22 protein-coding genes and 4 tRNA genes are annotated in these 26,916 nt (G+C 34.3%); 12 read left to right on the top strand and 14 right to left on the bottom strand.

Annotated features, from left to right (window positions below; all coding sequences use genetic code 11):
- The coding region (locus GA0061080_RS06610) for a DUF1911 domain-containing protein (RefSeq protein ID WP_141683103.1) at positions 1-340 on the top strand (340 nt) is incomplete at its 5' end.
- 424 nt (positions 341-764) lie between these two features.
- Here the strand turns inward: GA0061080_RS06610 and GA0061080_RS06605 are convergent.
- Entirely contained in the window at positions 765-1,427 is a 663-nt protein-coding gene (locus tag GA0061080_RS06605; RefSeq protein ID WP_091122947.1) for an NAD(P)H-dependent oxidoreductase, read from the bottom strand.
- Positions 1,428-1,435: 8 nt separating this feature from the next.
- On the bottom strand, positions 1,436-2,686 hold the full coding sequence (locus GA0061080_RS06600; protein WP_091122944.1) for an AmpG family muropeptide MFS transporter: 1,251 nt from the start codon (positions 2,684-2,686) through the stop codon (positions 1,436-1,438).
- Positions 2,687-2,904: 218 nt separating this feature from the next.
- Between GA0061080_RS06600 and GA0061080_RS06595 the strand changes: the two genes are divergently transcribed.
- From GA0061080_RS06595 to GA0061080_RS06580, 4 genes are all read left to right on the top strand, one after another.
- The gene (locus tag GA0061080_RS06595) at positions 2,905-3,894 is read left to right on the top strand and encodes a 2-hydroxyacid dehydrogenase (RefSeq protein WP_091122958.1); all 990 of its coding nucleotides are present in this window, start codon (positions 2,905-2,907) and stop codon (positions 3,892-3,894) included.
- A 56-nt stretch (positions 3,895-3,950) separates the two neighbouring features.
- Positions 3,951-5,024, top strand: a complete 1,074-nt coding sequence (gene mltB / locus GA0061080_RS06590) for a lytic murein transglycosylase B (protein WP_091122941.1) — start codon at positions 3,951-3,953, stop codon at positions 5,022-5,024.
- Positions 5,025-5,214: 190 nt separating this feature from the next.
- The gene (locus tag GA0061080_RS06585; protein ID WP_065635934.1) at positions 5,215-5,631 is read left to right on the top strand and encodes an OsmC family protein; all 417 of its coding nucleotides are present in this window, start codon (positions 5,215-5,217) and stop codon (positions 5,629-5,631) included.
- 115 nt (positions 5,632-5,746) lie between these two features.
- Entirely contained in the window at positions 5,747-7,093 is a 1,347-nt protein-coding gene (locus tag GA0061080_RS06580) for an APC family permease (RefSeq protein WP_091122939.1), read from the top strand.
- Positions 7,094-7,397: 304 nt separating this feature from the next.
- On the opposite strand, the gene rarD is transcribed toward GA0061080_RS06580, so the two are convergent.
- The 10 genes from rarD to recA form a co-directional block, all read right to left on the bottom strand.
- On the bottom strand, positions 7,398-8,294 hold the full coding sequence (rarD, locus tag GA0061080_RS06575) for an EamA family transporter RarD (protein WP_091122936.1): 897 nt from the start codon (positions 8,292-8,294) through the stop codon (positions 7,398-7,400).
- A gap of 72 nt (positions 8,295-8,366) precedes the next feature.
- The gene (serS, locus tag GA0061080_RS06570) at positions 8,367-9,659 is read right to left on the bottom strand and encodes a serine--tRNA ligase (protein ID WP_091122933.1); all 1,293 of its coding nucleotides are present in this window, start codon (positions 9,657-9,659) and stop codon (positions 8,367-8,369) included.
- A gap of 152 nt (positions 9,660-9,811) precedes the next feature.
- Positions 9,812-9,888: transfer RNA gene (locus GA0061080_RS06565), tRNA-Arg, on the bottom strand.
- 22 nt (positions 9,889-9,910) lie between these two features.
- A tRNA-Arg gene (locus GA0061080_RS06560) sits at positions 9,911-9,987 on the bottom strand.
- Between the two features lie 17 nt (positions 9,988-10,004).
- Positions 10,005-10,081 (bottom strand) — tRNA-Arg (locus GA0061080_RS06555).
- A 19-nt stretch (positions 10,082-10,100) separates the two neighbouring features.
- Positions 10,101-10,193 (bottom strand) — tRNA-Ser (locus GA0061080_RS06550).
- A 121-nt stretch (positions 10,194-10,314) separates the two neighbouring features.
- On the bottom strand, positions 10,315-10,515 hold the full coding sequence (csrA, locus tag GA0061080_RS06545; protein WP_091122930.1) for a carbon storage regulator CsrA: 201 nt from the start codon (positions 10,513-10,515) through the stop codon (positions 10,315-10,317).
- A gap of 138 nt (positions 10,516-10,653) precedes the next feature.
- The gene (gene alaS / locus GA0061080_RS06540; RefSeq protein ID WP_091122926.1) at positions 10,654-13,287 is read right to left on the bottom strand and encodes an alanine--tRNA ligase; all 2,634 of its coding nucleotides are present in this window, start codon (positions 13,285-13,287) and stop codon (positions 10,654-10,656) included.
- 193 nt (positions 13,288-13,480) lie between these two features.
- Positions 13,481-13,981 carry a regulatory protein RecX gene (locus GA0061080_RS06535; protein WP_091122920.1) on the bottom strand — a complete coding sequence of 167 codons (501 nt, stop codon included), beginning with the start codon at positions 13,979-13,981 and terminating at the stop codon, positions 13,481-13,483.
- Complete coding sequence (recA, locus tag GA0061080_RS06530) at positions 13,981-15,027, bottom strand: recombinase RecA (protein ID WP_091122918.1); 1,047 nt, start codon at positions 15,025-15,027, stop codon at positions 13,981-13,983. The genes GA0061080_RS06535 and recA overlap by 1 nt, the downstream gene beginning before the upstream one ends.
- A gap of 440 nt (positions 15,028-15,467) precedes the next feature.
- On the opposite strand from recA, the gene GA0061080_RS06525 reads away from it, so the two are divergent.
- From GA0061080_RS06525 to GA0061080_RS06515, 3 genes are read left to right on the top strand one after another with little or no spacing between them, the layout of a single operon-like run.
- Positions 15,468-16,721 (top strand): PqiA/YebS family transporter subunit, encoded by a 1,254-nt coding sequence (locus tag GA0061080_RS06525; protein WP_091122915.1) that lies wholly within the window; start codon positions 15,468-15,470, stop codon positions 16,719-16,721.
- 7 nt (positions 16,722-16,728) lie between these two features.
- Positions 16,729-18,366 carry an intermembrane transport protein PqiB gene (gene pqiB, locus GA0061080_RS06520; RefSeq protein WP_091122911.1) on the top strand — a complete coding sequence of 546 codons (1,638 nt, stop codon included), beginning with the start codon at positions 16,729-16,731 and terminating at the stop codon, positions 18,364-18,366.
- On the top strand, positions 18,363-18,950 hold the full coding sequence (locus tag GA0061080_RS06515; RefSeq protein WP_091122908.1) for a PqiC family protein: 588 nt from the start codon (positions 18,363-18,365) through the stop codon (positions 18,948-18,950). The genes pqiB and GA0061080_RS06515 overlap by 4 nt, the downstream gene beginning before the upstream one ends.
- 44 nt (positions 18,951-18,994) lie before the next feature.
- On the opposite strand, the gene pabB is transcribed toward GA0061080_RS06515, so the two are convergent.
- Together pabB and GA0061080_RS06505 are read right to left on the bottom strand one after the other, a co-directional pair.
- Positions 18,995-20,752, bottom strand: coding sequence for an aminodeoxychorismate synthase component I (gene pabB / locus GA0061080_RS06510; protein WP_167349195.1), 1,758 nt, complete (start codon positions 20,750-20,752; stop codon positions 18,995-18,997).
- Position 20,753: 1 nt separating this feature from the next.
- Entirely contained in the window at positions 20,754-21,329 is a 576-nt protein-coding gene (locus GA0061080_RS06505) for an anthranilate synthase component II (protein ID WP_091122901.1), read from the bottom strand.
- A gap of 294 nt (positions 21,330-21,623) precedes the next feature.
- On the opposite strand from GA0061080_RS06505, the gene manD reads away from it, so the two are divergent.
- From manD to GA0061080_RS06485, 4 genes are all read left to right on the top strand, one after another.
- Positions 21,624-22,838, top strand: a complete 1,215-nt coding sequence (manD, locus tag GA0061080_RS06500; protein WP_091122897.1) for a D-mannonate dehydratase ManD — start codon at positions 21,624-21,626, stop codon at positions 22,836-22,838.
- Positions 22,839-22,854: 16 nt separating this feature from the next.
- Positions 22,855-23,871 carry a Zn-dependent oxidoreductase gene (locus tag GA0061080_RS06495; protein WP_091122894.1) on the top strand — a complete coding sequence of 339 codons (1,017 nt, stop codon included), beginning with the start codon at positions 22,855-22,857 and terminating at the stop codon, positions 23,869-23,871.
- A 63-nt stretch (positions 23,872-23,934) separates the two neighbouring features.
- Positions 23,935-25,284 (top strand): MFS transporter, encoded by a 1,350-nt coding sequence (locus GA0061080_RS06490; RefSeq protein WP_091122891.1) that lies wholly within the window; start codon positions 23,935-23,937, stop codon positions 25,282-25,284.
- Positions 25,285-25,308: 24 nt separating this feature from the next.
- Positions 25,309-26,790 carry a mannitol dehydrogenase family protein gene (locus GA0061080_RS06485; protein WP_091122888.1) on the top strand — a complete coding sequence of 494 codons (1,482 nt, stop codon included), beginning with the start codon at positions 25,309-25,311 and terminating at the stop codon, positions 26,788-26,790.
- Positions 26,791-26,916: the final 126 nt, after the last annotated feature.

The following is a 26,916-nucleotide window of genomic DNA, read 5'->3' as shown; positions in this document are numbered from 1 at the left end:
TTATCTGGTTGATTTTCTTTTACAAAACAGTACCCAATGGAGCAAACAAACGGCAAAGTTTGAATTTCCAAGACCTTATAAAGCAACCCAAGACATTATTTCATTGGCTCAAACAGATAAAACCGCAGCCCTAGAAAGATTAAAAAAATACCTGCAAAAAGAGTGGTATAGAGGACATTCTGATTTGGGTTGGCATGATGGACATAAAAGCAAATGGAATATTCATACAGGCTATTGGTGTTTTGAAAGTGGTGCGTTAGTCAAAATACTCGGCTTAGACGACAGCACTCTAAAAGACCAACCATACTACCCTTACGACATGGTGCATTGGGAAAAATAACATTATGAAAATACTTTATATCAACGATTGGATAAAATTTCGAACCCATCCTAAATTTTGTGTGTTTCCTCATTAAAGGTGTCTTATAAGTAAATTTGTGTATTTACCTATTTTTGAACTACTCTAATGAGTAGAAACAAGATAAATATAAAATGGATGAATAAAAACTAAGGAAAATGACCGTAGAGTTAGAGAAAAGCATAAAAAATAATAAGATTTAGTTAAATTAACCGGTTATTATGAATAACATATTGATTTAAATGGTATTAAATGAAGAAATGACCGAGCGTCTAGCTCATGAAAAACACTAAAAAATGCGGTAGTAAGACTTGTAACGGTTATAGTAAAAAGACCATTATAAGTGATGATGGCGAATTAAAGCTCGCCATTTGGTGATAGAAGGTAGTTCTGTGGTTAAATTAGTTTAGCTATTATCTGATAGGTATGTGGTTAAGTCTGAAAGTGGCCAACGAATATGCGCTGTTGGTTCATTAATTCGATAACCAAAAGCTAAGCAAAGTCCTATCCCGAATGAGTCGCCACTAAATTGTGGAATATATTTTTCTAGGATCTTTATGACTTTATCATGATCAAATCCACCTATAGCACATGAATCAATACCACGAAATGCCGCTGCAGTCATCATATTGGCACTAGCGATATAGTCTTGCATTTCTGACCAGTGGTTGATGGTTAAACCGTCGGCTAAGCCTTGTTCGCAAAAATTGATAAATCCTTGACAGGCAATATCAATATCGGTTTGGTTATTGGGATCAGGTAAGGTGCGTGCAATTGTCTGTCGTAAATAATCACTCTGTAACGTAAAATTATTGGCTTTGCGGTAAAGTACAATTATAAAATGTGAACAGCTGGTAACTTGTTCTTGGTTATAGCAAACATTACGTAATTCAACTTTTAGCTTGTGACTATCAACAACCACAAAATGCCATGGCTCGATACCAAATGATGAAGGAGATTGACGACCCGCTTCTAAAATATATTTAATATCATCATCACTAATTTTTTTGGTATTATCAAATTTTTTACATGCATGTCTAAAGTCGAATGCTTGGGTTAGTTTGTCCATATTTTCTCCTAAGATTGGCTATTCCACGGGGCAACTTTTAACAATAATAACATACCAGGAAAAGCAAGAATAAAACATAACCAAAAAAAGTTTGTCCATCCTAAATGTGAAGTTAAAACACCTGATGTTGAATTTATTAATGTTCTTGGTATAGCTGAAAAACTAGTTAGTAGTGCAAACTGTGTTGTGGTAAATAATGGGCTTGTTTTTTTCGATATAAAAATAACTAAAGCAGCTGTGCCCATTCCAACACCAATAGATTCAAAACTAATTACAGCCGCCAATGTGATAAGTTGAGTATAAGTAATAGTCAAAAAAGGTCCTTGGTAAGATAAAAAGGCAAAACCTAAAATAGAAAACATTTGCACAAAGCCCGATATCCACAATGAGCGGTTGAGTCCATATTTTGAAATAATAAAACCGCTTAAAAAAGCACCTAATAAACTTGGCCAGACTACCGCATTTTTAGCTACAGTTCCTATATGTCTCTTTTCAAAATTCATATCTAAATAAAAAGGTGAAGTTAAAGATGTTGCAAGGCTATCACCAAGCTTATAAAATGAAATAAAGGCAATAATAAATAAAGTGTTACGCAACGATTGTCGATGAATGAACTCATTTATTGATTGTTTTAAAATAGATTTATCTGAATGAATTACACTGATATGTGATGGCTCTTTTAATCTTATCGTAATCAATAGTATTGGTATAAAAAATGCAGCAGTAAATACGAATACTTCCATCCATGATAAATAATCAGCAAGAACAAGCGATAATCCACCTGGAACGAATCCTGCTATTCGATACATATTAATATGTATACTATTTCCGCTACCAAGTTCGTTATCGCTTAAAATTTCTCTTCTGTAAGAATCAATTGCAATATCTTGAGTTGCAGAAATAAAAGCTGTTAACAAACTTAAAGCAACGACTATTTTAATGTTATCTTGGGGAGTTAAAAAACCATACATAGGCATGATAATTAAGAGCCCTAATTGAGTTAAAAATAACCAACCTTTACGATACCCTAATGAAAAAGGTGACAACTTATCTAATAATGGTGACCAGAGAAATTTACATAAGTAAGGAATTTGGATTAATGTGAACAAACCAATTGTATCTATGTCTATATTTCCACCTTTTAGCCAAACTGGAATTAATTGAATAATAAAGAAAAGAGGAAGTCCAGAACAAAAGCCTGTATAAATGCACAACAACATTTTTCTATTAAAAAAAACGTGAGTTATTTTTTTATTCATTATTTAACTTTAATGGTTAGTTTTTTAGCAAAGTGCTATTATATCACACAACACCAAAAATAATTCTACATGCTAAGATAAACTATTACCTAAAGTCATTTTTCGAAATACCAACAGTCGCATTGAATAAATATGATTTAATATAAAATTTAATGCCAATATTCAGTTAAAAAATTCACTAATTATTATCAAAAGGGGTTAGTAATATGAAAAGTTCAATCAAGGTTGCTGTTTTTAGCAGTAAGCATTATGACAAAGAACATTTAGACATCGCCAATAAAAAATTTGGTTTTGATATCGAATATTATGAGCATAAATTAAGTCATAAAACAGTGGTTACTGCTCAAGGTTATAATGCGGTTTGTGCATTTGTGAATGACGAAATCGATAAAAAAGTACTCCAAAAATTGGCCAGTTATGGTATTAAAATTTTAGCACTTCGCTGTGCAGGATTTGATAATGTTGACTTAGCCGAGGCTGGAAAATTAGGTATTACTGTTGTTCGTGTTCCTGCTTATTCGCCCGAAGCAGTTGCAGAACATGCGGTTGCGTTAATGATGACGCTAAATAGAAAAACGCATAAAGCTTATCAGCGTACTCGTGATGCGAACTTTTCGTTAGATGGATTAACTGGATTTAATATGCACAATCGTACTGCTGGTGTTATTGGTACGGGCAAAATTGGTCAAGCAGTTATCCGTATTTTGAAAGGTTTTGGTATGCATATTCTTGCCTATGATCCTTATCCAAATGATGTTGCAGTTGAATTAGGGGCGCAATATGTTGAGTTACATGAGTTATATGCAAAATCTGATGTGATTACGTTACATTGCCCTATGACACCTGAAAATTATCATTTATTGAATAAAGATTCTTTCCAAAAAATGAAAGACGGCGTGATGATTATCAATACTAGTCGTGGCGCATTACTTGATGCAACCGCAGCTATTGATGCATTAAAGAAAACAAAAATTGGTGCTTTAGGCATGGATGTTTATGAAAACGAACGTGATCTCTTTTTTGAAGACAAATCTAATGATGTTATTTTAGATGATGTGTTCCGTCGCTTATCTTCCTGTCATAATGTTATTTTTACGGGGCACCAAGCCTTTTTAACACAAGAAGCGTTATTGAATATTTCAGATACCACGTTAAATAATATTCAACAAATATCTGAAGGTAAATTATGCCCAAATATTGTTAAATAATAATAAATATCTTATGATGTTGTCGATTTTTCAACTACTTAAAATATGGTTTTTTTATGCAGCGTATTGCCATCTTTATTATTACAATTTTATTGCTAGTAGCTTGTAATGGTGACAGATTTTCAACATCTCCCATGAAAGAACACCGTGGACATGCAAATGTTAAGGGCGGTGTTTATCTGGAAAAATCTCACAATCAATTTAAAACCGCTAGTACGTCACTAGAGATAGATAAAGAAAAATTTATCGATAGAATGGTTAGTAAGCATGGTTTTAATCGTCAACAACTCCGTAATGTGCTTGCTCAAGCTAATAAGCTTGATTGGGTCATTAATTTAATGGATAAACAAGCACCAAAAGCAACCTCGCCAACGGCACCAAATGGCGCTTGGATTCGATATAAAAGTAAATTTATTACACCGAGTAACCTTTCTAGTGGTGTTGAATTTTGGAATCAATACCAAAAAGAATTACAGCGTGCTTATAATGAATATGGTGTGCCACCCGAAATTATTGTTGGCATTATTGGTGTTGAAACAGGTTGGGGTAGAGTGATGGGTAAAACTAAAATTATTGATGCCTTGTCTACTCTTGCATTTTACTATCCAAGACGTGCGCAATATTTTTCTGACGAATTAGAAGATTTTTTAGTTATGTGCCGAGATGAGGGCGTTGATCCCTTTGATTTGAGTGGATCATTTGCTGGTGCTATGGGATATGGTCAATTTATGCCATCAGCATTTAGACGCCACGCTGTTGATTTTAATCATGATGGGCATATTGATTTATGGGATCCCGTTGATGCTATTGGTAGTGTGGCAAGCTACTTCAAATCATACGGTTGGCAACGTGGTAAAAAAGTGGCTGTAATGGCTGATGGTCAAGCACTATCACTTGATACTGGTTTTAGTACTAAATATTCAATTGAAACATTGGCAAAAGCTGGATTAAAACCACAAAGTTCGTTAGATGGACATACACAAGTTAGCTTATTACGGCTTGATATGGGTGATAATTACCAATTTTGGTATGGATTACCAAACTTTTATGTGATTACTCGTTACAATCACAGTACACATTATGCTATGGCAGTTTGGCAATTAGGACTGGCAGTTAAAGATGCAAGATAACAATTTTGTTGTTTAGTATTAATCTAGCTTTTTTTTATGTTTTATGAAGTTTTAAGGTCGCGATTGCGACCTTTTTTGTGGCTAGCATAACAATTAATACAACGATAATACAGCGTCAAAAGATGACAGAATGATTAAAAACGTTTATGTTATTTAGTAAAGTTTAAAGATAAATAAAAAGGAGCGAATAATGAAAGATCGTTTAAAGTGGGTGGATGATTTTGGTTTTTTAGGTGAAACAGCAAGTGGGCATTCATTAGTTATGGATGGTGGTATTGAGCATGGTGGCCGTAATCGTGGAGCCCGTCCTATGGAGCTTTTATTACATGGTGCTGCGGGTTGTATGGCTTATGATATTATTGCAATTTTAAAAAATAAAAAAAAGGATGTACGTGATCTTTGGATAGATATTGATAAAACTCAAGCAGAATCTTCCCCTAAAGTGTATACCTCAATTAATTTTCATATCGTTATTACGGGTATTAATATTGATAACGAAGCCGTTGAAATGGCAGTAAAACTTGCATCAGAAAAATATTGCAGTGCCTCTATCATGCTTGGTAAAACAGCAAAAATGACTTATACCTATGAGATTAGAGAGTATTAGTAAATTGCATACTTATAACTAATAATTATAAGCTAATAACAAGCAGATCTTAGCACATTTTGCATTCATCATTTAATATTTATTTTATTGATAATTGCCATAAGAGCATGATTTTATGCAACAGTTAAGCAAAAATATGCGATTTCGGGATTTGGTTATTCTGGGATTGCTTTTTATTGGCCCTGCAGCACCGATAGGGCTATTTGGTGTTTTAGATGCGATAAGCGATGGCGCTATTGTTTTAGTCTATATTGTTGCAACGTTGGTAATGGCATTTACCGCGCTTTCTTATGCTCGAATGGCAAATGCACTACCACATGCAGGGGCTGTTTATGCTTATTGCTCTATTGGTATTCATCCTCATGCTGGTTTTTTAGTAGGTTGGTTGTTATTACTTGATTATATGTTTATTCCTGCGGTTGCTTACTTATTTAGTGGTATATCGCTCAATGCTTTAATTCCCGAAGTGCCAATATGGATATGGACTTGCTTGGCTGTTATGTTAACCACTACACTCAATTTAATTGGTGTTAAAAAATCGGCCAAAATTACGTTAATCATCTTAATATTTGAAATTATTGTACTGTTTACGGTGTTATCTGTGGGAGTTTGGGTAATTGCAACAAGTGGTATTAGTCAAAATTGGTTGCAACCTTTTATTGGGGGGGATTTGTTCAGTTGGGGAAACCTATTTAATGCCGTGTCTATTGCTGTGCTCTCTTATTTGGGGTTTGATGCTATTGCGACATTTTCTGAAGAAAATCACGGCCACCATCAGTTAGTGAGTAAAGCAATAATCATCTGCTTAATTTTAGCTGGTTGTTTATTTGTAGTGCAAATTTATATCGGTGCCTTACTTAATCCTTATAGCCCGGAATATTTGCGTAGCCACCCAGAACTGCAAGGTAAAGCTTATTATAATATTGTCAATCAAGAAATTAATTTGTGGTTAGGATGGTCACTAAGTTTTATGAAAGCTATTGGCGCTGCATTTGCTGCAATGGTTGGACAAGCTGCAGCAAGTCGTCTTTTATTTAGTATGGGGCGTGATAAACGTTTGCCGTCTTTTCTTGCTAAAGTTGGTAAAAGTACTGGTGTACCAACAATAGCCGTTTTATTTGCTGCATTATTTAATTTATGCCTAGTGGTCATTGCGGCTAATAATGCCAAAGGATTACCCACTTTGGTATCATTTGTTGATATTGGAGCATTGACGGCATTTATTATGTTGCATTTGTCTGTAATCGGTTATTTTAAACTTAAAAAAGGCTCAAAAGGATGGCTTTCGTGGATTTTAGATATTGTTATGCCAATTATTGGTATTGTGGTGCTATTGCCTGTGTTATTTCATATTGATAATGGTGCAAAGATTGTTGGCGTTATTTGGTTCGTCGTGGGAATAATTATTCTCAGTTTGAATAAAGGCCAAGCTCAACTAATATGGTTAGAAAGAAGTAAGTAAGCAATGCCATGTGCTTATTGAAGGTTTACAAATAAATATGTATATATTCGTTTTTTGTCTATTTTCTCCTTAATATTTGTAGTTTACGGAGTTTTTATACATATATAAAAGTGCAATTAAATATAATCACTTAAACTTAACTTAGCAGATGCTCATTATTTGTTGAAATTTATTTTAGTAAAATGGATGCCTAATAGGTGAAATAAATACTCTAAATTATTATTTAATGGATTATTACTTTTCACCAGTCAAGTTTACCAAGCTACTAGGCTACTATATATAAATTGAAAATTTTTAAGTATTATTATCGTATTCTTTTTCGTTTTATTGCTCGTAAAACAAAAATAGTTCCTTCTAAAGCAAGTATGCATACTGATAGCCAAATTAGTCCATATGAGGCAATATGCTCAGAAGATACTGTCTCATGTAAAAATAATACCGAAACGATGGTTAACAATACGGGCTCTACATAACCGAGCAAGCCAAATAACCCCAGTGGTAATAATTGCCTTGCAAAAAAGTATATAGCAAAAGCAATAGCAGTTATGATTCCTAACATTGGAATATAAATCGGAAAATGAACAATATCTCCAATAATTTTGTGTGCATTATAATTTAACGAGAAGTAAATAAGGCAACCGATAAAGATAAACAAGAAGTCTGAAAATGTCCCCGCAATCCCTTCTATTTGCAATTTTCTTCTTGTGATGAAGTAAATGGGATATCCTAAGGCTATAATGGCTGTTTCCCACGAAAATGCGCCTGTGGTTGTGATTTCGATGATTACCCCTAAAGCTGCTAACCCAACAGCAATTTTTTGTAAAAAGCTGAGTTTTTCTTTGTAAAAGATTTGTCCTGAAATGACCATAGTTAATGGTAATAAAAAATAACCTAGCGATGCTGATAGTCCATGTCCGTTAACTGGTGCCCAGATAAAAATCATCATTTGGATAGTTAGCAAAAAAGAGGAAAATATCAGTCCTAATAAATAAAGCGGTTGCTGTTTTATGCGTGTGAATAGGGCTGTTACTGCTGACCATTTTTTTTGGATGATAATTAATACAATAATTGCAGGAAACGAGGTTAATAGTCGCCAGCAAAAAATATCAATAATTGATAATGGCTGTAATAGTACAGGGTAGTAATAAAGCAAAGCAAAAAGACATGATGCAAATATTAAAAGTGTGATGCCTTTTATCATTTTCTTTCTCTTTTGTTAATAAAAAAATAGCGCTAACTAATAAGTAGCGCTATTAAATAAGTTTGGTTTTACTTAGCCAATAACTTCAACACCGTTCATATAAGGCACCAAAACTGATGGGACTTTAATTGTGCCATCTGCTTGTTGGTAGTTTTCCATAATAGCGACAAGCGTACGTCCTACAGCTAATCCTGAACCGTTTAAGGTATGGACTAAATAAGTTTTGTTATCTGCTTTATTGCGATAACGAGCTTGCATGCGGCGAGCTTGGAAATCCCACATGTTAGAACAAGACGAGATTTCGCGATAAGTATTTTGCGCAGGCACCCATACTTCAAGATCATAGGTTTTACATGAACCAAAGCCCATATCGCCCGTACAAAGTACAATTTTACGATAAGGAAGTTCAAGTAGCTGTAGTACCTTTTCTGCGTGTGCTGTAAGCTCTTCTAGTGCTTTCATTGATTCTTCTGGTTTAACAATTTGTACCAGTTCAACTTTATCAAACTGATGCATGCGAATTAAGCCTCGAGTATCTTTACCATAAGATCCTGCTTCTGAACGGAAGCATGGAGTGTGGGCTGTCATTTTTAATGGTAATACGCTTTCATCAAGAATCTCGTCACGCACTAGATTAGTTACAGGGACTTCAGCCGTTGGAATTAAAGCATAATTACTGCTTTCTGCTTCTTCGTCTAGTGGCTTGGTGTGGAATAAGTCACCTGCAAACTTAGGTAATTGTCCTGTACCAAATAATGTTGCTTGGTTGACAAGATACGGTACATAAATTTCAGCATAACCGTGTTGTTCGGTATGTAAATCTAACATAAATTGGGTAATAGCACGATGTAAGCGTGCAATTTGTGATTTCATCACCACAAAGCGAGCACCAGTTAGTTTTACGCCAGCGGCAAAATCAAGACCACCAAAACGTTCACCCAATGCAACATGGTCTTGAATAGGGAAATCAAATGTTCTTGGTGTGCCAAAGCGAGAAATTTCAATATTATCATTTTCATCTTTTCCTTCTGGAACTGAGTCATCAGGAATATTAGGAATGGTCGAGGCGATATCTTTAATTTTGCTTAGTAGGATATCAAGCTCTGCTTTAGCGCTGTTAAGTTTTTCACCAAGTTTATTGACTTCTTCACGGACAGCTGTAATATCTTCGCCTCGTGCTTTGGCTTCACCAATTGCTTTTGAACGAGCATTACGTTCGGCTTGTAAGTTCTCGGTTTCAACTTGTAATACTTTGCGTCTTTCTTCTAAGTGGCGAATCGTATCAACATCTAATTTAAATCCTCGACGTGCTAATTTATTAGCAATAACATCCAATTCATTTCGAAGTAAATTTGGGTCCAACATAAATAATGTCCATTATTAACTAGGGAATATCTTTCTACTTTATCGTTATTCTATTATAGAAAACAGAATATATAAATTAAAAGTAGATCGATTTACCAATATAAAAATTTGTGAGATTAGTATACTAGAATTATATCGGGATTCAACAGAAATGGCGCACCCGAAGGGATTCGAACCCCTGACCGCTCGGTTCGAAGCCGAGTGCTCTATCCAGCTGAGCTACGGATGCGTGTAAGTTCGTTAAAAAAAAGTGGTGCATCCGAAGGGATTCGAACCCCTGACCGCCCGGTTCGTAGCCGGGTACTCTATCCAGCTGAGCTACGGATGCGTTTTGAATTTTTAAAATGGTGCATCCGAAGGGATTCGAACCCCTGACCGCCCGGTTCGTAGCCGGGTACTCTATCCAGCTGAGCTACGGATGCATATTTTAAATTTTTAAAATGGCGGTGAGAGAGGGATTCGAACCCTCGATGCAGCTTTTGACCGCATACTCCCTTAGCAGGGGAGCGCCTTCAGCCTCTCGGCCATCTCACCAAGACATTATGACTCCTTGAACAACAAAATCATAATGTGTGGCGCACATATTACTTTTTACAAAAAATAAGTCAAACATTTTTTTGTTTCTGCGTGCCAGTTGTTTATTTACTGCCCAACATTACCCTTTAGGCTCGGGAAATTCATCTGTTGAATCTTGTATTTGATGAATTCTGTTATATATCTCTTCTCTGTGAATTGAAACGTCTTTAGGTGCATTAATACCAACTCTGACTTGATTGCCTTTTACGCCTAAGATGGTAATAATTATATCATCCCCAATTATTAGAGTTTCACCAACTCTCCTAGTTAAAATTAACATGAGCTCTCCTAATATCAGTTAAGTGCATATCCAAACAATTTTAAGATATAGCTTCGTCAGCCTCCATCCATAAGATAAAAAGATGGAATTTTGAGGAAAACTCTAATATTTAATTAACAAATACTTGAGTATATATGGCTAACTCGCTTGTAATTTATTACTGATTTCCTTTTTTATCGAAGATAATGCTTCGGGTAATGCCGAGAGATCCATCCCGCCTGCTTGAGCGAAATCAGGCCGCCCACCACCTTTACCACCTATTTTTAATGCCAATTGAGAAACTAGCTCACCAGCTTTAATATTTTTGATTAAATCATTAGTTACACCTGCAGCTAAATTGATTTTTCCATCGTTAACTGCAGCCAAAATAATTACGGCTGTTTTTAACTGATTTTTAAGATCATCAATCATAGTGCGTAATAATTTTGCTTCAATATTGTCAAGTTTAGCAATAAGTACATTAGTATTATTGATTTGTTCACATTGATTAAGCAATTGAGCGCTTTCTTGGCTAGCTTTTTGTGCTTTTAATTGTTCAACTGTTTTTTCAAGCTGCTTGGTTTGCTCAGACAGTTGTTCAATACGTGCTAAAACTGCAGATTTATCACTTTTAATGATTTGCCCAATCTGAGTTAATAAATTTGATTCATAGTGTATTAGATCCATTGCATTTTGCCCCGAGGTCGCTTCAATACGGCGTACGCCAGATGCTATGCTTGATTCTGATATTATTTTAAATAAACCAATATCGCCGGTTCTATCTACGTGAGTACCACCGCAAAGTTCAATCGAAAAATCCCCCATAGCAAGCACTCTTACTATATCATCATATTTTTCACCAAATAGTGCCATAGCACCTTTGTTTTTGGCTTCATCGATCGGCATAAGCTCAATATCAACTGGTAAATTGCGACGAATTTGTCGGTTAACAAGGTTTTCTATTTCAATAATTTGTTCTTGTGTTATCGGCTGGTTATGTGAAAAGTCAAAACGTAGATAGTTATCATTGACTAAAGACCCTTTTTGATGAACATGATTACCCAAAACATGTTGTAATGCAGCTTGTAATAAATGTGTAGCTGAATGATTACGACGAATTCGTTCACGTAGTTCAACGTTGATTGCAGCTGTAACTGTGTCTCCGACTTTTAAACAGCCTTTGATGATGTTACCTATATGCCCGATACTTTTGCCATATTTTTGACTATCTAAAACTGTAAATTCAACATTTGCAGCTGTTAATAAGCCTTTATCACCAATTTGCCCACCAGATTCGCCATAAAATGGCGTTTTGTCTAGGATGATAATTGCTTCATCGCCAGCATGAATACTTTCAACTTTTTGGCCATTTTTAAATATAGCAATAATTTTTCCTGAAGTTTCAGTTGCTTGATAACCTAAAAATTCAGTTCTATCATCAAGTTTTATGACGTTGCTATAATCAACACTAAATGAACTTGATTCGCGTGCACGCTTTCGTTGTTCTTCCATGCATTGATTAAAGCCTTCCTCATCAATCGTGATATTTTTTTCACGGCAAACATCTGCTGTTAAATCTAGTGGAAAGCCGTAAGTGTCATAAAGTTTAAATGCAACATCACCGGGTAATATTTTGCCTGTGATTTTTGTTAACTCTTGATCAAGCAAAAATAATCCACGTTCTAATGTTTTTAGAAATTGCTCTTCTTCTAATTTAAGAGCGTCTTCAACCAATTTTCGATTATTTTCTAATTCAACTGCTGCGCTTTCCATCACATCAATTAAAGGTTTTACCAGTTTGTAGAAAAATATGTCTTTTGCGCCAAGCATATGTCCATGGCGCACTGCACGTCGAATTATACGTCGTAATACATAGCCTCGGCCTTCGTTTGAAGGTAATACGCCATCTGAAATAAGAAAAGCACAAGAACGAATATGGTCGGCAATAACGCGTAGTGATTTATTTTCTAGATCTTTAGTTTGAATAATCTCTGCTGCATCTTTAATTAATTTTTTAAACAGATCTATTTCATAATTAGAGTTGACATGCTGCAAAACAGCGGCAATGCGCTCTAACCCCATACCTGTATCGACTGATGGTTTAGGTAATGGTTCCATTGTGCCGTCAGGATGGCGATTAAATTGCATAAAGACAATGTTCCAAATTTCGATAAATCTATCGCCATCTTCTTCAGCGCTACCAGGAGGCCCGCCCCAAAGGTGATCACCATGATCGTAGAAAATTTCGGTACAAGGACCACAAGGACCTGTATCCCCCATTTGCCAAAAGTTATCAGAAGCATATGGCGCACCTTTATTATCACCAATACGAATTATGCGTTCTTTAGGGATACCGATTTCTTTTTCCCAAATTGCATATGCTTCGTCATCGGTTTCATAAACAGTGACAGTTAGCTTATCTTTAGGTAGATTAAACCATTCTTTACTGGTTAATAATTCCCATGCAAAATGAATTGCATCATGCTTAAAATAATCGCCGAAACTAAAGTTCCCTAACATTTCAAAAAAAGTATGATGTCGAGCTGTATAGCCAACATTGTCTAAATCGTTATGTTTACCACCCGCGCGGACACAACGTTGCGATGTTGTGGCTCTAGTGTAAGAACGCTTATCAACACCGAGAAAAACATCTTTAAATTGATTCATTCCTGCATTAGTAAATAATAGAGTTGGGTCATTATGTGGAACAAGGGAACTACTTGCGACAACTTCATGTCCTTTGTTATGGAAAAAGTCAAGAAAACTTTGACGAATTTCTGCAGTGCTTTTCATTTATGCTTCCATATAAAAACGATAGATTTCTAAACATTATAATATACTTGTTACAACCAAAGTTGAAAAGTAAATATTGTTACTATTGAAGCGGATCTAGTTAATATTACAAGTAAAAATAAAAAGAATTAGTAAGTTTTATTTGTAATCATTTTTTTAATTTCACATATACTATTTTAGATATTATAATTGTTTAAGTCAATAAGTTGTGTGCGGTTTTAATATCATCGTGTGTATAGCCTCTTGCAATCAAAAACTGAATACCTTTTTGTTTTTTATCATTATTTTTTTGTTTAATTTGCTTTAGTTTTTTTATTAATTGAGCATGGGCAAGATTTCCCCAGTTGATATCTGACATTTGTAATAGTTGTTGACTTAAATCAGTTGGTAAACCTCGTTGTTTAAGTTCCATTGCTATTTTATATTTTCCATAACCTTTATTCGCACGCATAACAATATATTTCTCAATATATTGTTCATCATTAATCCATTTTTGGTTGATGCAATACTCGATAACATTTTGTATTTCTGCTTTTAGTTTAGTTAGTTGCTCGTGATAACCTTCGTCTAGAGATAGTTGTTTTTTAGCAAAAAAAAATGTTATTTTTTGAGTTAGTTCATATGAAGAGTGATCACGCTGTGCAAGTAATTGCACAGCTTTATTTAAAATTGATTTATTGAGTTTTTTATCCATTATTCAAAACTTTCATCTTCTGATGAAATATTTTCTTCATCAGTTGCAAAAACGGCAGGACTATTTAGTAGTAAATCGCGTAGTTTAGTTTCAAGTTCTTTGGCAATTTCAGGGTGTTCTTGTAAAAATTTAATTGAGTTAGCTTTGCCTTGACCAACTTTCTCGCCATTGTAGCTATACCATGCCCCCGCTTTATCTACTAATTTGTTTTTAACACCTAAATCAATTAGTTCACCTTCTTTTGAAATTCCACAACCATAAAGAATTTGGAACTCTGTCTGTCTAAATGGAGCTGCAACTTTGTTTTTAACCACTTTTACCCGAGTGTCACTACCGATAATATTTTCACCTTCTTTTACTGAACCAATGCGGCGAATATCAAGACGAACAGAAGCATAGAATTTTAGTGCATTACCACCAGTTGTTGTTTCTGGGCTACCAAACATAACACCAATTTTCATACGAATTTGGTTAATAAATACAACTAAACAATTTGCATTTTTGATATTCGCAGTTAGTTTACGTAAGGCTTGTGACATTAAACGAGCTTGTAATCCCATATGAGAATCGCCCATTTCACCTTCAATTTCAGCTTTTGGTGTTAATGCTGCGACTGAGTCGACAATAATAACATCAACAGCGCCAGAGCGAACTAGTGCATCACAAATTTCAAGTGCTTGTTCTCCCGTATCAGGTTGGGATATTAATAAGTCATTAACTTGTACACCCAATTTAGCTGCATAAATTGGATCAAGTGCATGTTCAGCATCAATAAATGCACAAGTCTTACCTTCTTTTTGAGCTTGTGCTATGACAGATAAGGTAAGTGTTGTTTTACCTGATGATTCTGGTCCAAATATTTCGACAATTCGACCCATTGGTAAACCGCCAATACCCAATGCGATATCTAGTCCTAATGAACCAGTAGATACAGCATCTACATCTAACGTTTGGGTATCCCCTAAACGCATAATTGAACCTTTACCAAATTGTTTTTCGATTTGACTTAATGCAGCAGAAAGTGCACGTTGTTTGTTTTCGTTCATATTATAAAATTCCAATGAGTTAGGATGTAGTATATTACACTGTATTGTTATACAGTATCAAGTTTTTTTATATGCAACAATTATTTAGTTAATTATTGGAAATTACTTCACAAATTTTTATGGATAATTTATTTGATGTAATAACTGAAACTAACAAATGGTGATGAAATATCGATATTCAAGATTAAATTTGTTGAATTATTATGTTAACTTTATATTTGATAATAATCAAAATTCAGTAATTTAATTTAGTAATACTTTCATAAAAAAATGTCATTTGATATGATTAGCTTTGAAGCTAACATAACTAACTTTTATTCATTAAAATATTTGTTCCTCAAGAAATTATTTAATAATAACTCATTAGTTTTATACTTAAATGTTATATTAATCTGAAATATTTATTCAGGTTAAAAAATATATCGAAATAAAGGAAAATAATGGCCATTGATAAACAACATTATGTTTTATGCTCACACTGTGATTTGGTCATAGAATTAGCTGATATAACAGTAGGGCATAAAGCTGTTTGTCCACGCTGTAATACTACATTGGCTAAAAATAGTTGTAATATGAAGTTTAGATCTGCTATGTATGCAGCTTGTTCATTAATTATGATTATTGTAGCCTGTGGCTTTGTCTTTATTGATATCCGTATTGTAGGAAATTACATTGGCGTTAGTGTATTAGATATTCCTAAGACCCTTTATTTTGATAAATATAGCTATGTTTCAGCGCTTTTTATTTTATTTGTTTTGCTTTTTCCTATATTTAATTTATTAATTATCGTCCTGCTTTGTTCCAGAATTCAATTAACAAAATATCGCAAACGCGATCTACTTATCGTTTATGAAAAATTTCAACATTGGTGTATGCCAGAAATCTTTCTTACTGGTGTTTTGGTCAGCTTTGTTAAATTAATGAGTTATGGCAGTATTGGGGTTACTGGTACGTTTTGGTCATTTTGTCTATTTGTCTTTTTTTATATAAAATCTTTAGTTATTTTCTCGCCAGAAGTAATTTGGGACGAAATTCATCGTAATAACTTTGCTGTTAATACATTGAAAGCTGGAAAAACAGGAATCAGCCAAAATCTAAAATTATGTAATTGTTGTCAGGCTATATTACCCATGAATTATGAAAAATGCCCTCGATGTAAACAAAAAAGTAAAATTAGAGATCATGATAAAATACAATGGACTATAGCGTTATTGGTTACTTCATTAATTCTTTATATTCCCGCTAATTTATTTGGGATTATGATAACGGTTGTTTTTGGGTCAGCATCAACTTCAACCATTATTGATGGCGTCATTTATATGTGGCAATCTGGTGATATACCTGTTGCGCTTGTTATTTTTATTGCAAGTGTTGTGATCCCAATTTTAAAAATCATTTCACTTAGTTGGCTTTGTTATTTTGCATTAGCAGTAAAACAGAAAAATAAGAATAATTGTTTAAAAATGAAAAAATTATACACTGCAGTTGAGTTTATTGGTAAATGGTCAATGATAGATATATTTGTTGTTTCAGTTATTTGTTCTTTAGTTAGAAATCAACAAATGATGGGTGTTTACCCTGATATTGGTGTTACATTTTTTGCAAGTGTTGTTATTATTACAATGATTGCATCACAAAAATTTGATCCTCGTTTAATTTGGGATCGTCCGCAAAATAGAAAAATAGGTCAATAGGAACAATATGGCAACATCAAGTAAATTGGCAAAAATAATTAAAATTAGAGCTATTTCAGCAATATGGATTATTCCTATTGTTACTGCAATTGTTGGTCTTTGGATAATCTACTCTCATTATGCTGATAGAGGTACTTCGTTCACATTACTAGCGAAAGATGCAAGCGGTATTGTTGCAGGTAAAACGGTAATTAAAAACCGTAGTGTTGATGTCGGTATAGTTGATGAAGTGACGTTATCTGATGATTATAAGCAAGTGGTAATCAAAGGTCGTATTTACAATGATATGGATCCTCTACTGAAAAATGATTCAATTTTTTGGGTTGTTAAGCCCGAAATTGGGCGAGATGGGGTGACAGGATTAGGAACTATTTTATCAGGCGTTTATATAGAATTAGTTTCAGGGAACGATACGCACAGTTTTCAAAATAAACCTTTTGTGCTTTCTGATACGCCTCCGTTGTCTGATCCTAGTATAAAAGGCATTAGACTAAATTTAGAAAGTGAGCAAAATGGTGTGATTCCTCGAGGTGCATCTATTATGTTTCATGGTTATCGTGTAGGTAATGTGGAGACTTCGGAATTTGATGTTGAATCGCGGAAAATGAAATATCAAATTTTTATTACTAAACCTTATGATGTGTTAGTAACACAAAATGTACGATTTTGGAAAGAAGGAGGTATCAATTTAACGCTTTCATCTCGAGGGGCAAGTTTAGATGTTCCTTCTCTGGATGTATTAATGTCTGGAGGAATTAGTTTTGATTTACCTGAAGGCTCCAAATTAGGTGCACCTGCTGAGCAAAATGCAGTTTATACATTATATGAAGATAAAAAATCTATTCAAGATTCACAGTATACTGAATATAAAGAATTCCTTGTTATGCTTTCTGACTCCATATCGGGATTATCAGAAGGCGTACCTGTTGAATATCATGGCATTAGGTTAGGAACAGTATCTAAAGTGCCATTTTATACTGCAGAGATGTTAGAAAAATCCTCAATTTTAAATAAAAAAGTACCAATATTAATTAGAATTGAACCAGGTCGTTTGTCTGAATTAGTTGATGAAAAAGTCGATATTGCTGCATTAATTATGAAAGAACAAGAAAATGGATTAAGAGCTTCATTAAAAACATCAAACATGTTCACAGGTGCTATGTATATAGATCTTGATTTTTACCCTGATTTGAAAAATAAATATGATCCAAAAATGGCAAAACAGTTTGGTTACGACACGATTGAGGCGACCTCAACTGGAATTGCGCAAATTCAATCAAAAGTTATGCAATTATTAGATAATTTTAATAATTTGCCTATTAATAATACGGTATCACAGCTTAATCAATCTCTTGCTTCAAGCCAACGCTTAATGGATTCATTAAATCGAATTATGGCAAGTAAAGAGATGCAGAATATGCCAAAAGATCTGCAAAAAACATTACGTTCATTAAATAAAACATTAAAAGGGTTACAACCGGGTTCTGAATTAAACAATCAAATGAAAGAAAGTTTACAAAAAGCCCAACAGATGATGGATGAACTAACTCCATTACTTAACACTCTCAATGATAAGAGCAATGCACTGATTTTTTCTGCTCCAGCGAAGAAAGATCAAGAGCCTAAAGCAAAAGGTAAAAAATGATGAACAAAATATATAAAAAGTTACTTACAGTCATATTTATGCCATTACTAGCTATATTAGTCGGTTGTTCAGCTAACAACCCAAGTAAAAGCTATTTTCAACTAACTAGTAATTTACAGAGTTCAGTCTCGCAAAAAATAAAAACGAATAATCGTTTTATTTGGATTGAATCGATTGATGTTGCGAGTTTTTTAAATAAGCCAGGTATAGTATTACAAACAGACAATATTACATATGAAACGGCAACTCAAAATTTATGGGCCTCAACGCTATCTCAGCAACTTCAAGAGAGGTTATCGCAAGATTTAACTATTTTATTGCCTAATTATTTAGTATCTAGTCAATCAATTACAACACCAAAATTAACAGTAAAATTATTTATCGATGGCTTTCATGGCAGTTATACTGGCGATGCGATCATCAAAGGACGATGGGTGATTGCTGATAGTAAAAATAATATTGAAACAAAACCATTTGAACGCCATGTTCCTTTAGAATCCAATGGATATAGTGCTTTAGTTAAAGCGCTATCTAAAGGTTGGCAAGATGAAGAACTAGACTTTGCAAATTCAGTAAAACTTTAGAGCTATAATAACATTCCGTCATAATGTTGGCGGAATGTCTAAACTTAAACGGTGATTGTTCTTAACGATTTTTTGAACTCATTAAAAACCTTGTCATCAATTTCTATCCATTTGCGAACACTATTGATAAATGCAATTTTATCGGCTTTTAAAAGCTCATCTTTTAAAATCGTTTTTTCTAACAATTGATTATGATCTAAATAAAATTGCCGCATGGTGCCAGCTAGCAATCCCGATTCTTTTTTAGGGGTAATCCATTGATCATTAATCCGCAATGCCAGATTACCGTTAACAAATTCAGTTATTTCATTGTGTTGGTTAAAATTAATATATTCTTTTCCTGTAATTAAATTAGGAAAATGCTCCCGGTTAGACGTTTTATGATACAAATATACGTTTTGGTTATGAACGCTCTGCTTTGCAAATTCGATTTCATTGATCTGCATTGGCGAGTTAATTATATTCTCGCTAATGGTATATAGCCCATTTTTTTGCAGTAAAATTCTGACTTTATAGATATTTTCAATATTTTTATTAGTTGCATTTGCTAACTTAATAAGTTGCAACTTAATTGCATTGATATCATAGTTAAAATCAAAATAATCAGCCGATTGAGAAAGTCTGCTTAAATGTTCTTCCAATAAGAAAAATTGTCCTTTTTCAAGCAATAATGATTCAATGATATATTTGGGAAAAGAAGTGGTACGAGTTAAAATTGCTGTTTTAGCTAAAATCTCATTATATTCATCTTGTGAGGTTGAATCCCAAGTGATCCCCCCACCAACACCATAACGCATTTTTTGATTATGTATGGTTAATGTGCGAATTGGGATATTGAATATAGCTTTGTTCATATATGGTTCAATATAACCAATTGTTCCACAGTAAACTCCACGTGGTGAGTTTTCAATATCTGCAATAATTTGCATTGTACTGGTTTTAGGCGCTCCAGTTATTGATCCACAAGGAAATAGTGCTTGAAAAATATGATATAAATTAACATCTTCTTTCAATTCACCTTGAATCTTAGAGGTCAATTGCCAAACGGTGGGATATTTTTCAGCTGAAAACAATTTAGGTACAGTCACAGACCCTGGTTTAGAAATTCTACTTAAGTCATTACGCAATAAATCAACAATCATCATGTTTTCAGCTTGGTTTTTTTCAGAAAATAAAGACTCTAATTGTTGCTTATCTTGTTGATTAGTTAATCCTCGAGCAGTAGTTCCTTTCATTGGTTTTGTGGTAATAATTTTATTATCTAATTTAAAAAATAATTCTGGTGAAATCGATAAAATATAACAATCGTCAAATTCAAGATAGGCGCAATAATCAGCTTGATTGTTTTTTTGCAGAAATTGGTAATAATCAATAGCGCTTTCATTAAATGGAGTAGTAAATTGAATCGTATAGTTGGTTTGATAAGTATTACCTGATTCAATTTGTGATCGAATAAAGTTAATTTTTTGATTATATTCCTCTATTGAGGTATCGCTTATCAAATCAAAAGTTGGTGGAGTGTAATTACTTATTTCTACATGTTTTTGCTCAACGCTAGAAAATTTATCAAAAATACCAAATACCAATAGCGGCAAATCATAATTCTGTTTTGTCTTATTTTCACGATTGAACCCCATTGCACTTTCATAAGCGAGATACCCAACTGCATAATAGCCTTGTTGCGTGAATTTTTCGATTTCATCCAATTGTTGTTTAATTAAAGAATAATCATTTGTAGCCAAAACTTTTATTGGGTTGCTAAAATATTTATGTTGACCTTCAAAATCAATATGAATTTTCATTTTAATATTGCTCATGGACAAAATTATTAATCATTTGTAAACCGAATTCGGTTTTTATTGCTTCAGGGTGGAATTGAACAGATTCTATGGGTAACTTTTTGTGACGTAATCCCATAATCAATCCTTGATTGTTTCGAGCAGTTACGATTAATTGAGAGTCCTTAGATAAAGGATTATCACAAGCAATTAATGAATGATAACGAACTACCGAAAGCGGGCTTTTGATCCCTTTAAACACGCCTTGACCATCATGTGTTATTTCATCGACTTTTCCATGCATAGGTGTTGGTGCTTTGATGATCTTATAACCATAATATTGAGCAATCGCTTGATGCCCTAAACAAACTCCCAATATTGGGCAAATATGACTAAATTGGGCAATAGCTGCAAGTGATATTCCGGCATTGATTGGGGAACTTGGACCAGGCGAAATGATAATTTTAGAAAAGCTAAGCTCTTTTATTTGATCAATTGTCATTTCATCATTTTTAATCACTTTAACTTCTGCGCCAACTTGACACAAATAATCGTTAATATTGAAGGTAAAAGAATCATAATTATCTATTAATAATATCAAAATACAGTCCATTAATTACATAGCGTATTGTTTTAAAACCACTAGCACCGGTAACAGCCAAATTCTAGCCATAACTGGAGCTATTATACCGTTAATACAGTTAAAAGCAGATATGATTGCTAGTTTTCTATCTTTTTATTTCCTTTTTTATACTGAAACACAGTATTACCTGAAATTTTTTAACAAAAACCCTCTTTTTCTGTGATAAATCTCACAAAAGAATACAACTCTACTTGTATGGTAGTATTTATCCCGCTATTTTTATCATGCTTAAATTTATAAAAGAGGTTTTAAATGGAAATTATAAAAGCAGAAGTATTTGTATGTAGTCCAGGTCGGAATTTTGTTACATTAAAAATCACTACCGATGAAGGCGTTTATGGTGTTGGTGATGCAACACTTAATGGTCGAGAATTAGCTGTAGCATCCTATCTTAAAGATCATCTTTGCCCACAACTTATAGGAAGAGATCCTCATCAAATTGAAGATATCTTTCAATATTTCTATAAAGGTGCGTATTGGCGACGTGGTCCAGTTACCATGTCAGCTATTTCGGCCATAGATATGGCGCTTTGGGATATCAAAGGAAAATTGGCTAATATGCCTCTTTACCAGCTACTAGGTGGTGCATCACGAACAGGGGTTATGGTGTATTGCCACACAACTGGAGCCAGTATTGATGAAGCACTTGATGATTACGCTAAACATAAAGAAATGGGCTTTAAAGCTATTCGTGTGCAATGCGGTATTCCCGGTATGAAAACGACTTATGGTCAAAGTAAAGGGAAAAACTTAGCTTATGAACCAGCAACAAGAGGGAATTATCCTGAAGAACAATGTTGGGCAACCGAGAAGTATCTTGATTTTATGCCTAAATTGTTTGATGCCGTGCGAAGTAAATTTGGTTTTAATGAGCATTTACTGCATGACATGCATCACCGTTTAACACCAATCGAAGCGGCTCGTTTTGGCAAAAGTATTGAAGATTACAGGCTGTTTTGGATGGAAGATCCAACACCTGCTGAAAATCAAGAATGTTTCCGTTTAATTCGTCAACATACTGTCACACCAATTGCAGTCGGTGAAGTGTTCAATAGCATTTGGGATTGCAAACAACTGATTCAAGAGCAATTAATTGATTATATACGAACCACAATTACTCATGCAGGTGGTATTACCCATATGCGCCGTATTGCTGATTTTGCTGCTCTTTATCAAGTGAGAACAGGATCTCACGGACCCTCTGATTTATCTCCAATTTGTCATGCAGCAGCGCTACATTTTGATATGTGGGTACCTAATTTTGGTGTGCAAGAATTTATGGGGTATTCACAGCAAATGCTAGAAGTCTTTTCACCAAATTGGACCTTTACAGATGGCTATATGCATCCAAGCGACAAACCAGGCCTAGGTATCGATTTTGACGAAAAACTTGCAGCAAAATATCCCTACAACCCAGCTTATTTACCAGTTGCTCGTTTAGAAGATGGTACGTTGTGGAATTGGTAAATTTATAGGAGGTCATATGAAAAGTATTGTAATCAAACAACCCAATGAATTAGTAATTGAGGAACGTGAAGTTCCTCAACCTAAATCAGGAGAAGTTAGAGTAAAAGTAAAATTAGCAGGTATTTGTGGTTCAGATAGTCATATTTATCGCGGTCATAATCCTTTTGCTAAATATCCAAGAGTAATTGGACATGAGTTTTTTGGTGTGATTGATGCAGTTGGTGAGGGGGTTGATCAATCAAGAATTGGTGAACGTGTTTCTGTTGATCCAGTAATTAGTTGTGGACATTGTTATCCTTGTTCTATTGGCCGCCCGAATGTCTGTACATCTCTTACTGTATTAGGTGTTCATCGTGATGGGGGATTTAGTCAGTATGCGGTAGTTCCAAGTAAAAATGCTTATATTATCCCAGATGAAATTAGTGATGAGTTTGCCGTGATGATTGAACCATTTACTATTGCAGCAAATGCAACCAGTTATTTAAAACCAACTGAAAATGATATTGCATTAATTTATGGTGCAGGTCCAATGGGACTAACGTCAGTACAAGCGTTAAAAGGCGTCTATAACGTTAAAGAGGTCATTGTTGTTGACAGGATTGAAGAACGTTTAGATATGGCAAAAATTAGTGGTGCTGACAGAGTAATAAACAACACTTCTTTATCTTTAAAAGATGAGCTAGATAAGCTTAGTATTAAACCGACAGTTATTATAGATGCAGCCTGTCATCCCTCCATTTTGCAAGAAGCAATTAGTATTGCATCACCAGCAGCAAGAATCTTGATTATGGGATTCTCAGGTGATGCCTGTCAGATAACTCAACAAGGCATTACTAGCAAAGAATTATCTATTTTTTCATCTCGATTAAATGCAAATAAATTCCCTGTAGTCATTGATTGGTTAACAAAAAAATTAGTTGATCCTAAAAAACTTATTACTCATCAATTTGATTATTCGAAAGTAGTTCAAGCAATTGAAACTTTCGAAAAAGATCAAAAACAGTGTTGCAAAGTTTTATTAACTTTTAGTTAGTGTTTTGCTTTGCTTTGTCTAGTAGTTGGTATTTTATATATAAAATAAAAAGCGAGTAACATCATGAATAATATAGGAAATAAAAAATGTGAAAGAAATACATCGGATTTGGTTAAAGCCGCTATTTCAGGATGGCTTGGAACAGCATTAGAATTTATGGATTTTCAATTATATTCTTTAGGTGCTGCACTAGTATTTCGTGAAATATTTTTCCCTGAACAATCGGCAATTATGGCACTAATCTTAGCTATGGGAACCTATGGGGCAGGATACATTGCCCGAATTGTTGGTGCTTTTATCTTTGGACGAATGGGCGATGCAATTGGTAGAAAGAAAGTATTATTTATTACAATTACCATGATGGGTATTTGTACAACACTAATTGGTGTATTACCAACTTATGCTCAAGTAGGTATTTTAGCTCCTTTAATGTTGGTTCTCTTACGTATAGTTCAAGGTTTGGGGGCTGGTGCTGAAATTTCAGGGGCGGGCACTATGCTTGCAGAATATGCTCCTATAGGAAAAAGAGGAATTATTTCTTCATTAGTTGCAATGGGCACTAATTGCGGTACATTGAGTGCTACCGCAATTTGGGCAGTTATGTTTTTTTTATTAGATAAACAACAACTAGTTGCATGGGGATGGAGAGTACCTTTTCTTGTAAGTGCGATCGTTATGATCTTTGCCATATGGCTTAGAATGAACTTAAAAGAAAGCCCTGTATTTGATGGTGTTAATGATGTAAATAACCAATCAATTAATGATAAACAACCAATCAAACACATTTCATTAGTTGAAATGATAAAAAGTAAAGCATTTTGGCTAGCAACTGGTTTACGTTTCGGACAGGCAGGAAACTCAGGGTTAATTCAAACTTTTTTAGCAGGTTACTTGGTGCAGGCTTTATTATTTGAAAAAGGTATACCGACAGATGCTTTAATGATTAGTTCGATTGTTGGATTTGTCACTATTCCTTTTTTAGGATGGTTATCTGACAAAATTGGGCGACGAATTCCGTATATTATTTTAACTGTTTCTTCAATTATTCTTGCTTATCCAATGCTATCTATTGTTGTTGATAAAAGTAATTCAGTTAGTACTATAATGTTATGTTTAATTATTATTCATAATATTGCAGTACTAGGGTTATTTGCGCTAGAAAATATTACTATGGCTGAAATGTTTGGTGCTCGTAATCGCTTTACTCAAATGGCGATATCTAAAGAAGCAGGAGGTCTTATTGCAGTTGGATTTGGTCCTTTATTAGCCGGAATTTTCTGTAATATTGTCAATGATTGGTGGCCTATTGTTGTTATGATCATTGTTTATTCTTGTATTGGTTTGGTATCAGCGATTTTTATGCCAGAAGTTAAAGATCGTGATTTATCTAATTTAAATGATGCAGCATTATAATTTAAGGTTTTGAAGGAAAATATAATGAAACTATCAACTAAAACTTTATCACAACTACCTAAAGAGGTAGTTGTACCGAACTATGATAGAAATAAGCTTAAAACTAAAATAGTTCATCTTGGTTTTGGTGCTTTTCATCGTGCTCATCAAGCTGTTTTTACTGACATTTTGGCAGCAAAATATGGAAGTGATTGGGGATATTGTGAAGTTAATTTAATTGGCGGTGAAAAACAAATTGAAGATTTAAAGCAGCAAGATTATCTATTTAGTGTGTGTGAAATGGCTTATGATAATTGGAATTCGCGGGTTGTCGGGGTTGCCAAAGAGGCATTACATGCTGATATTGATGGTATTGCAAAAATATTAGAGGTTATGACACGTCCTGAAATTGCTATTGTGTCAATCACTGTTACCGAAAAAGGTTATTGCCATTTACCTGCAACGGCATCAATTGATACCAATAATGCACTAATTAAACATGATATTGAAAACCCAACTAAACCGAAAACTGTTCCGGGTCTGATCGTTGAGGTATTACGTTTACGTAAAGAAAAAGGTTTAAAACCGTTTACAGTTATGTCTTGCGATAATATGCCAGAAAACGGCCATGTAACGCGGAATGTCGTTTTGGCGTTAGCCAAACAGCGTGATCCAAGTTTGGCTAGTTGGATCGACCAAAATGTGACATTCCCATCAACGATGGTTGACCGAATTGTACCTGCGGTGACACCTGAAACCATGGAAAAAATCCAAAAACAACTGGGTGGTATTGAAGATCCGGCGGGTATTGCCGGTGAGCCATTTAAGCAATGGGTTATTGAAGATAACTTTGTTGCCGGCAGACCAGAATGGCAAAAAGCTGGCGCTGAACTTGTTAGTGATGTATTGCCTTATGAAGAGATGAAGCTACGTATGTTAAATGGTAGTCACTCATTTTTAGCTTATTTAGGCTATTTAGCAGGTTACTTACATATTGATGAATGCATGCAAGATCCTAATTATGTGAAAGCTGCAAGGCATTTGATGATAAATGAACAAGCAAGCACACTACGAGTAAAAGGCGTTGATTTACAGGCTTATGCCGATTCGTTGCTTGATCGTTATCGTAATACAGGTTTAAAACATCGTACTTGGCAAATAGCCATGGATGGTACCTTAAAATTACCTCAACGCATGCTTGATTCAGTCCGTTTTCATTTGGCAAATAACACACCATTTGATTGCTTAGCTTTAGGTATTGCTGCTTGGATGCGCTATGTAAGCGGAAAAGATGATGCTGGTAAGATGATTGAAATAAGTGATCCAATTGCTGATAAGTTAAAAGAGCTAGTAGCAAACAGTCAAGATAATCAAGAACGGGTAAAATCGTTATTATCATTATCACATGTATTTGGCGATGATCTACCTAACAATCAATATTTTGTTGAGCAAGTGACTAAAGCTTATTTATCTTTGCGAGATATTGGTGCTAAACAGTCAGTAAAACAGTTAGAAAAATTTTTTTAAAGCATTACTAACAAAACTAACATAATTAATAACAGTAAAGTGTAATTGCCTGCAATGGCGTTACACTTTTTATTTGACTTCAATTTAGTACAAATAACCTTTCTATATTTATTTTATTGAAATAGC

Source organism: Gilliamella intestini (genome assembly GCF_900094935.1).
Lineage (GTDB): Bacteria > Pseudomonadota > Gammaproteobacteria > Enterobacterales > Orbaceae > Gilliamella > Gilliamella intestini.
Note: the sequence above shows the minus strand (reverse complement) of the source record. Positions and strands in the feature narration are given on the sequence as shown.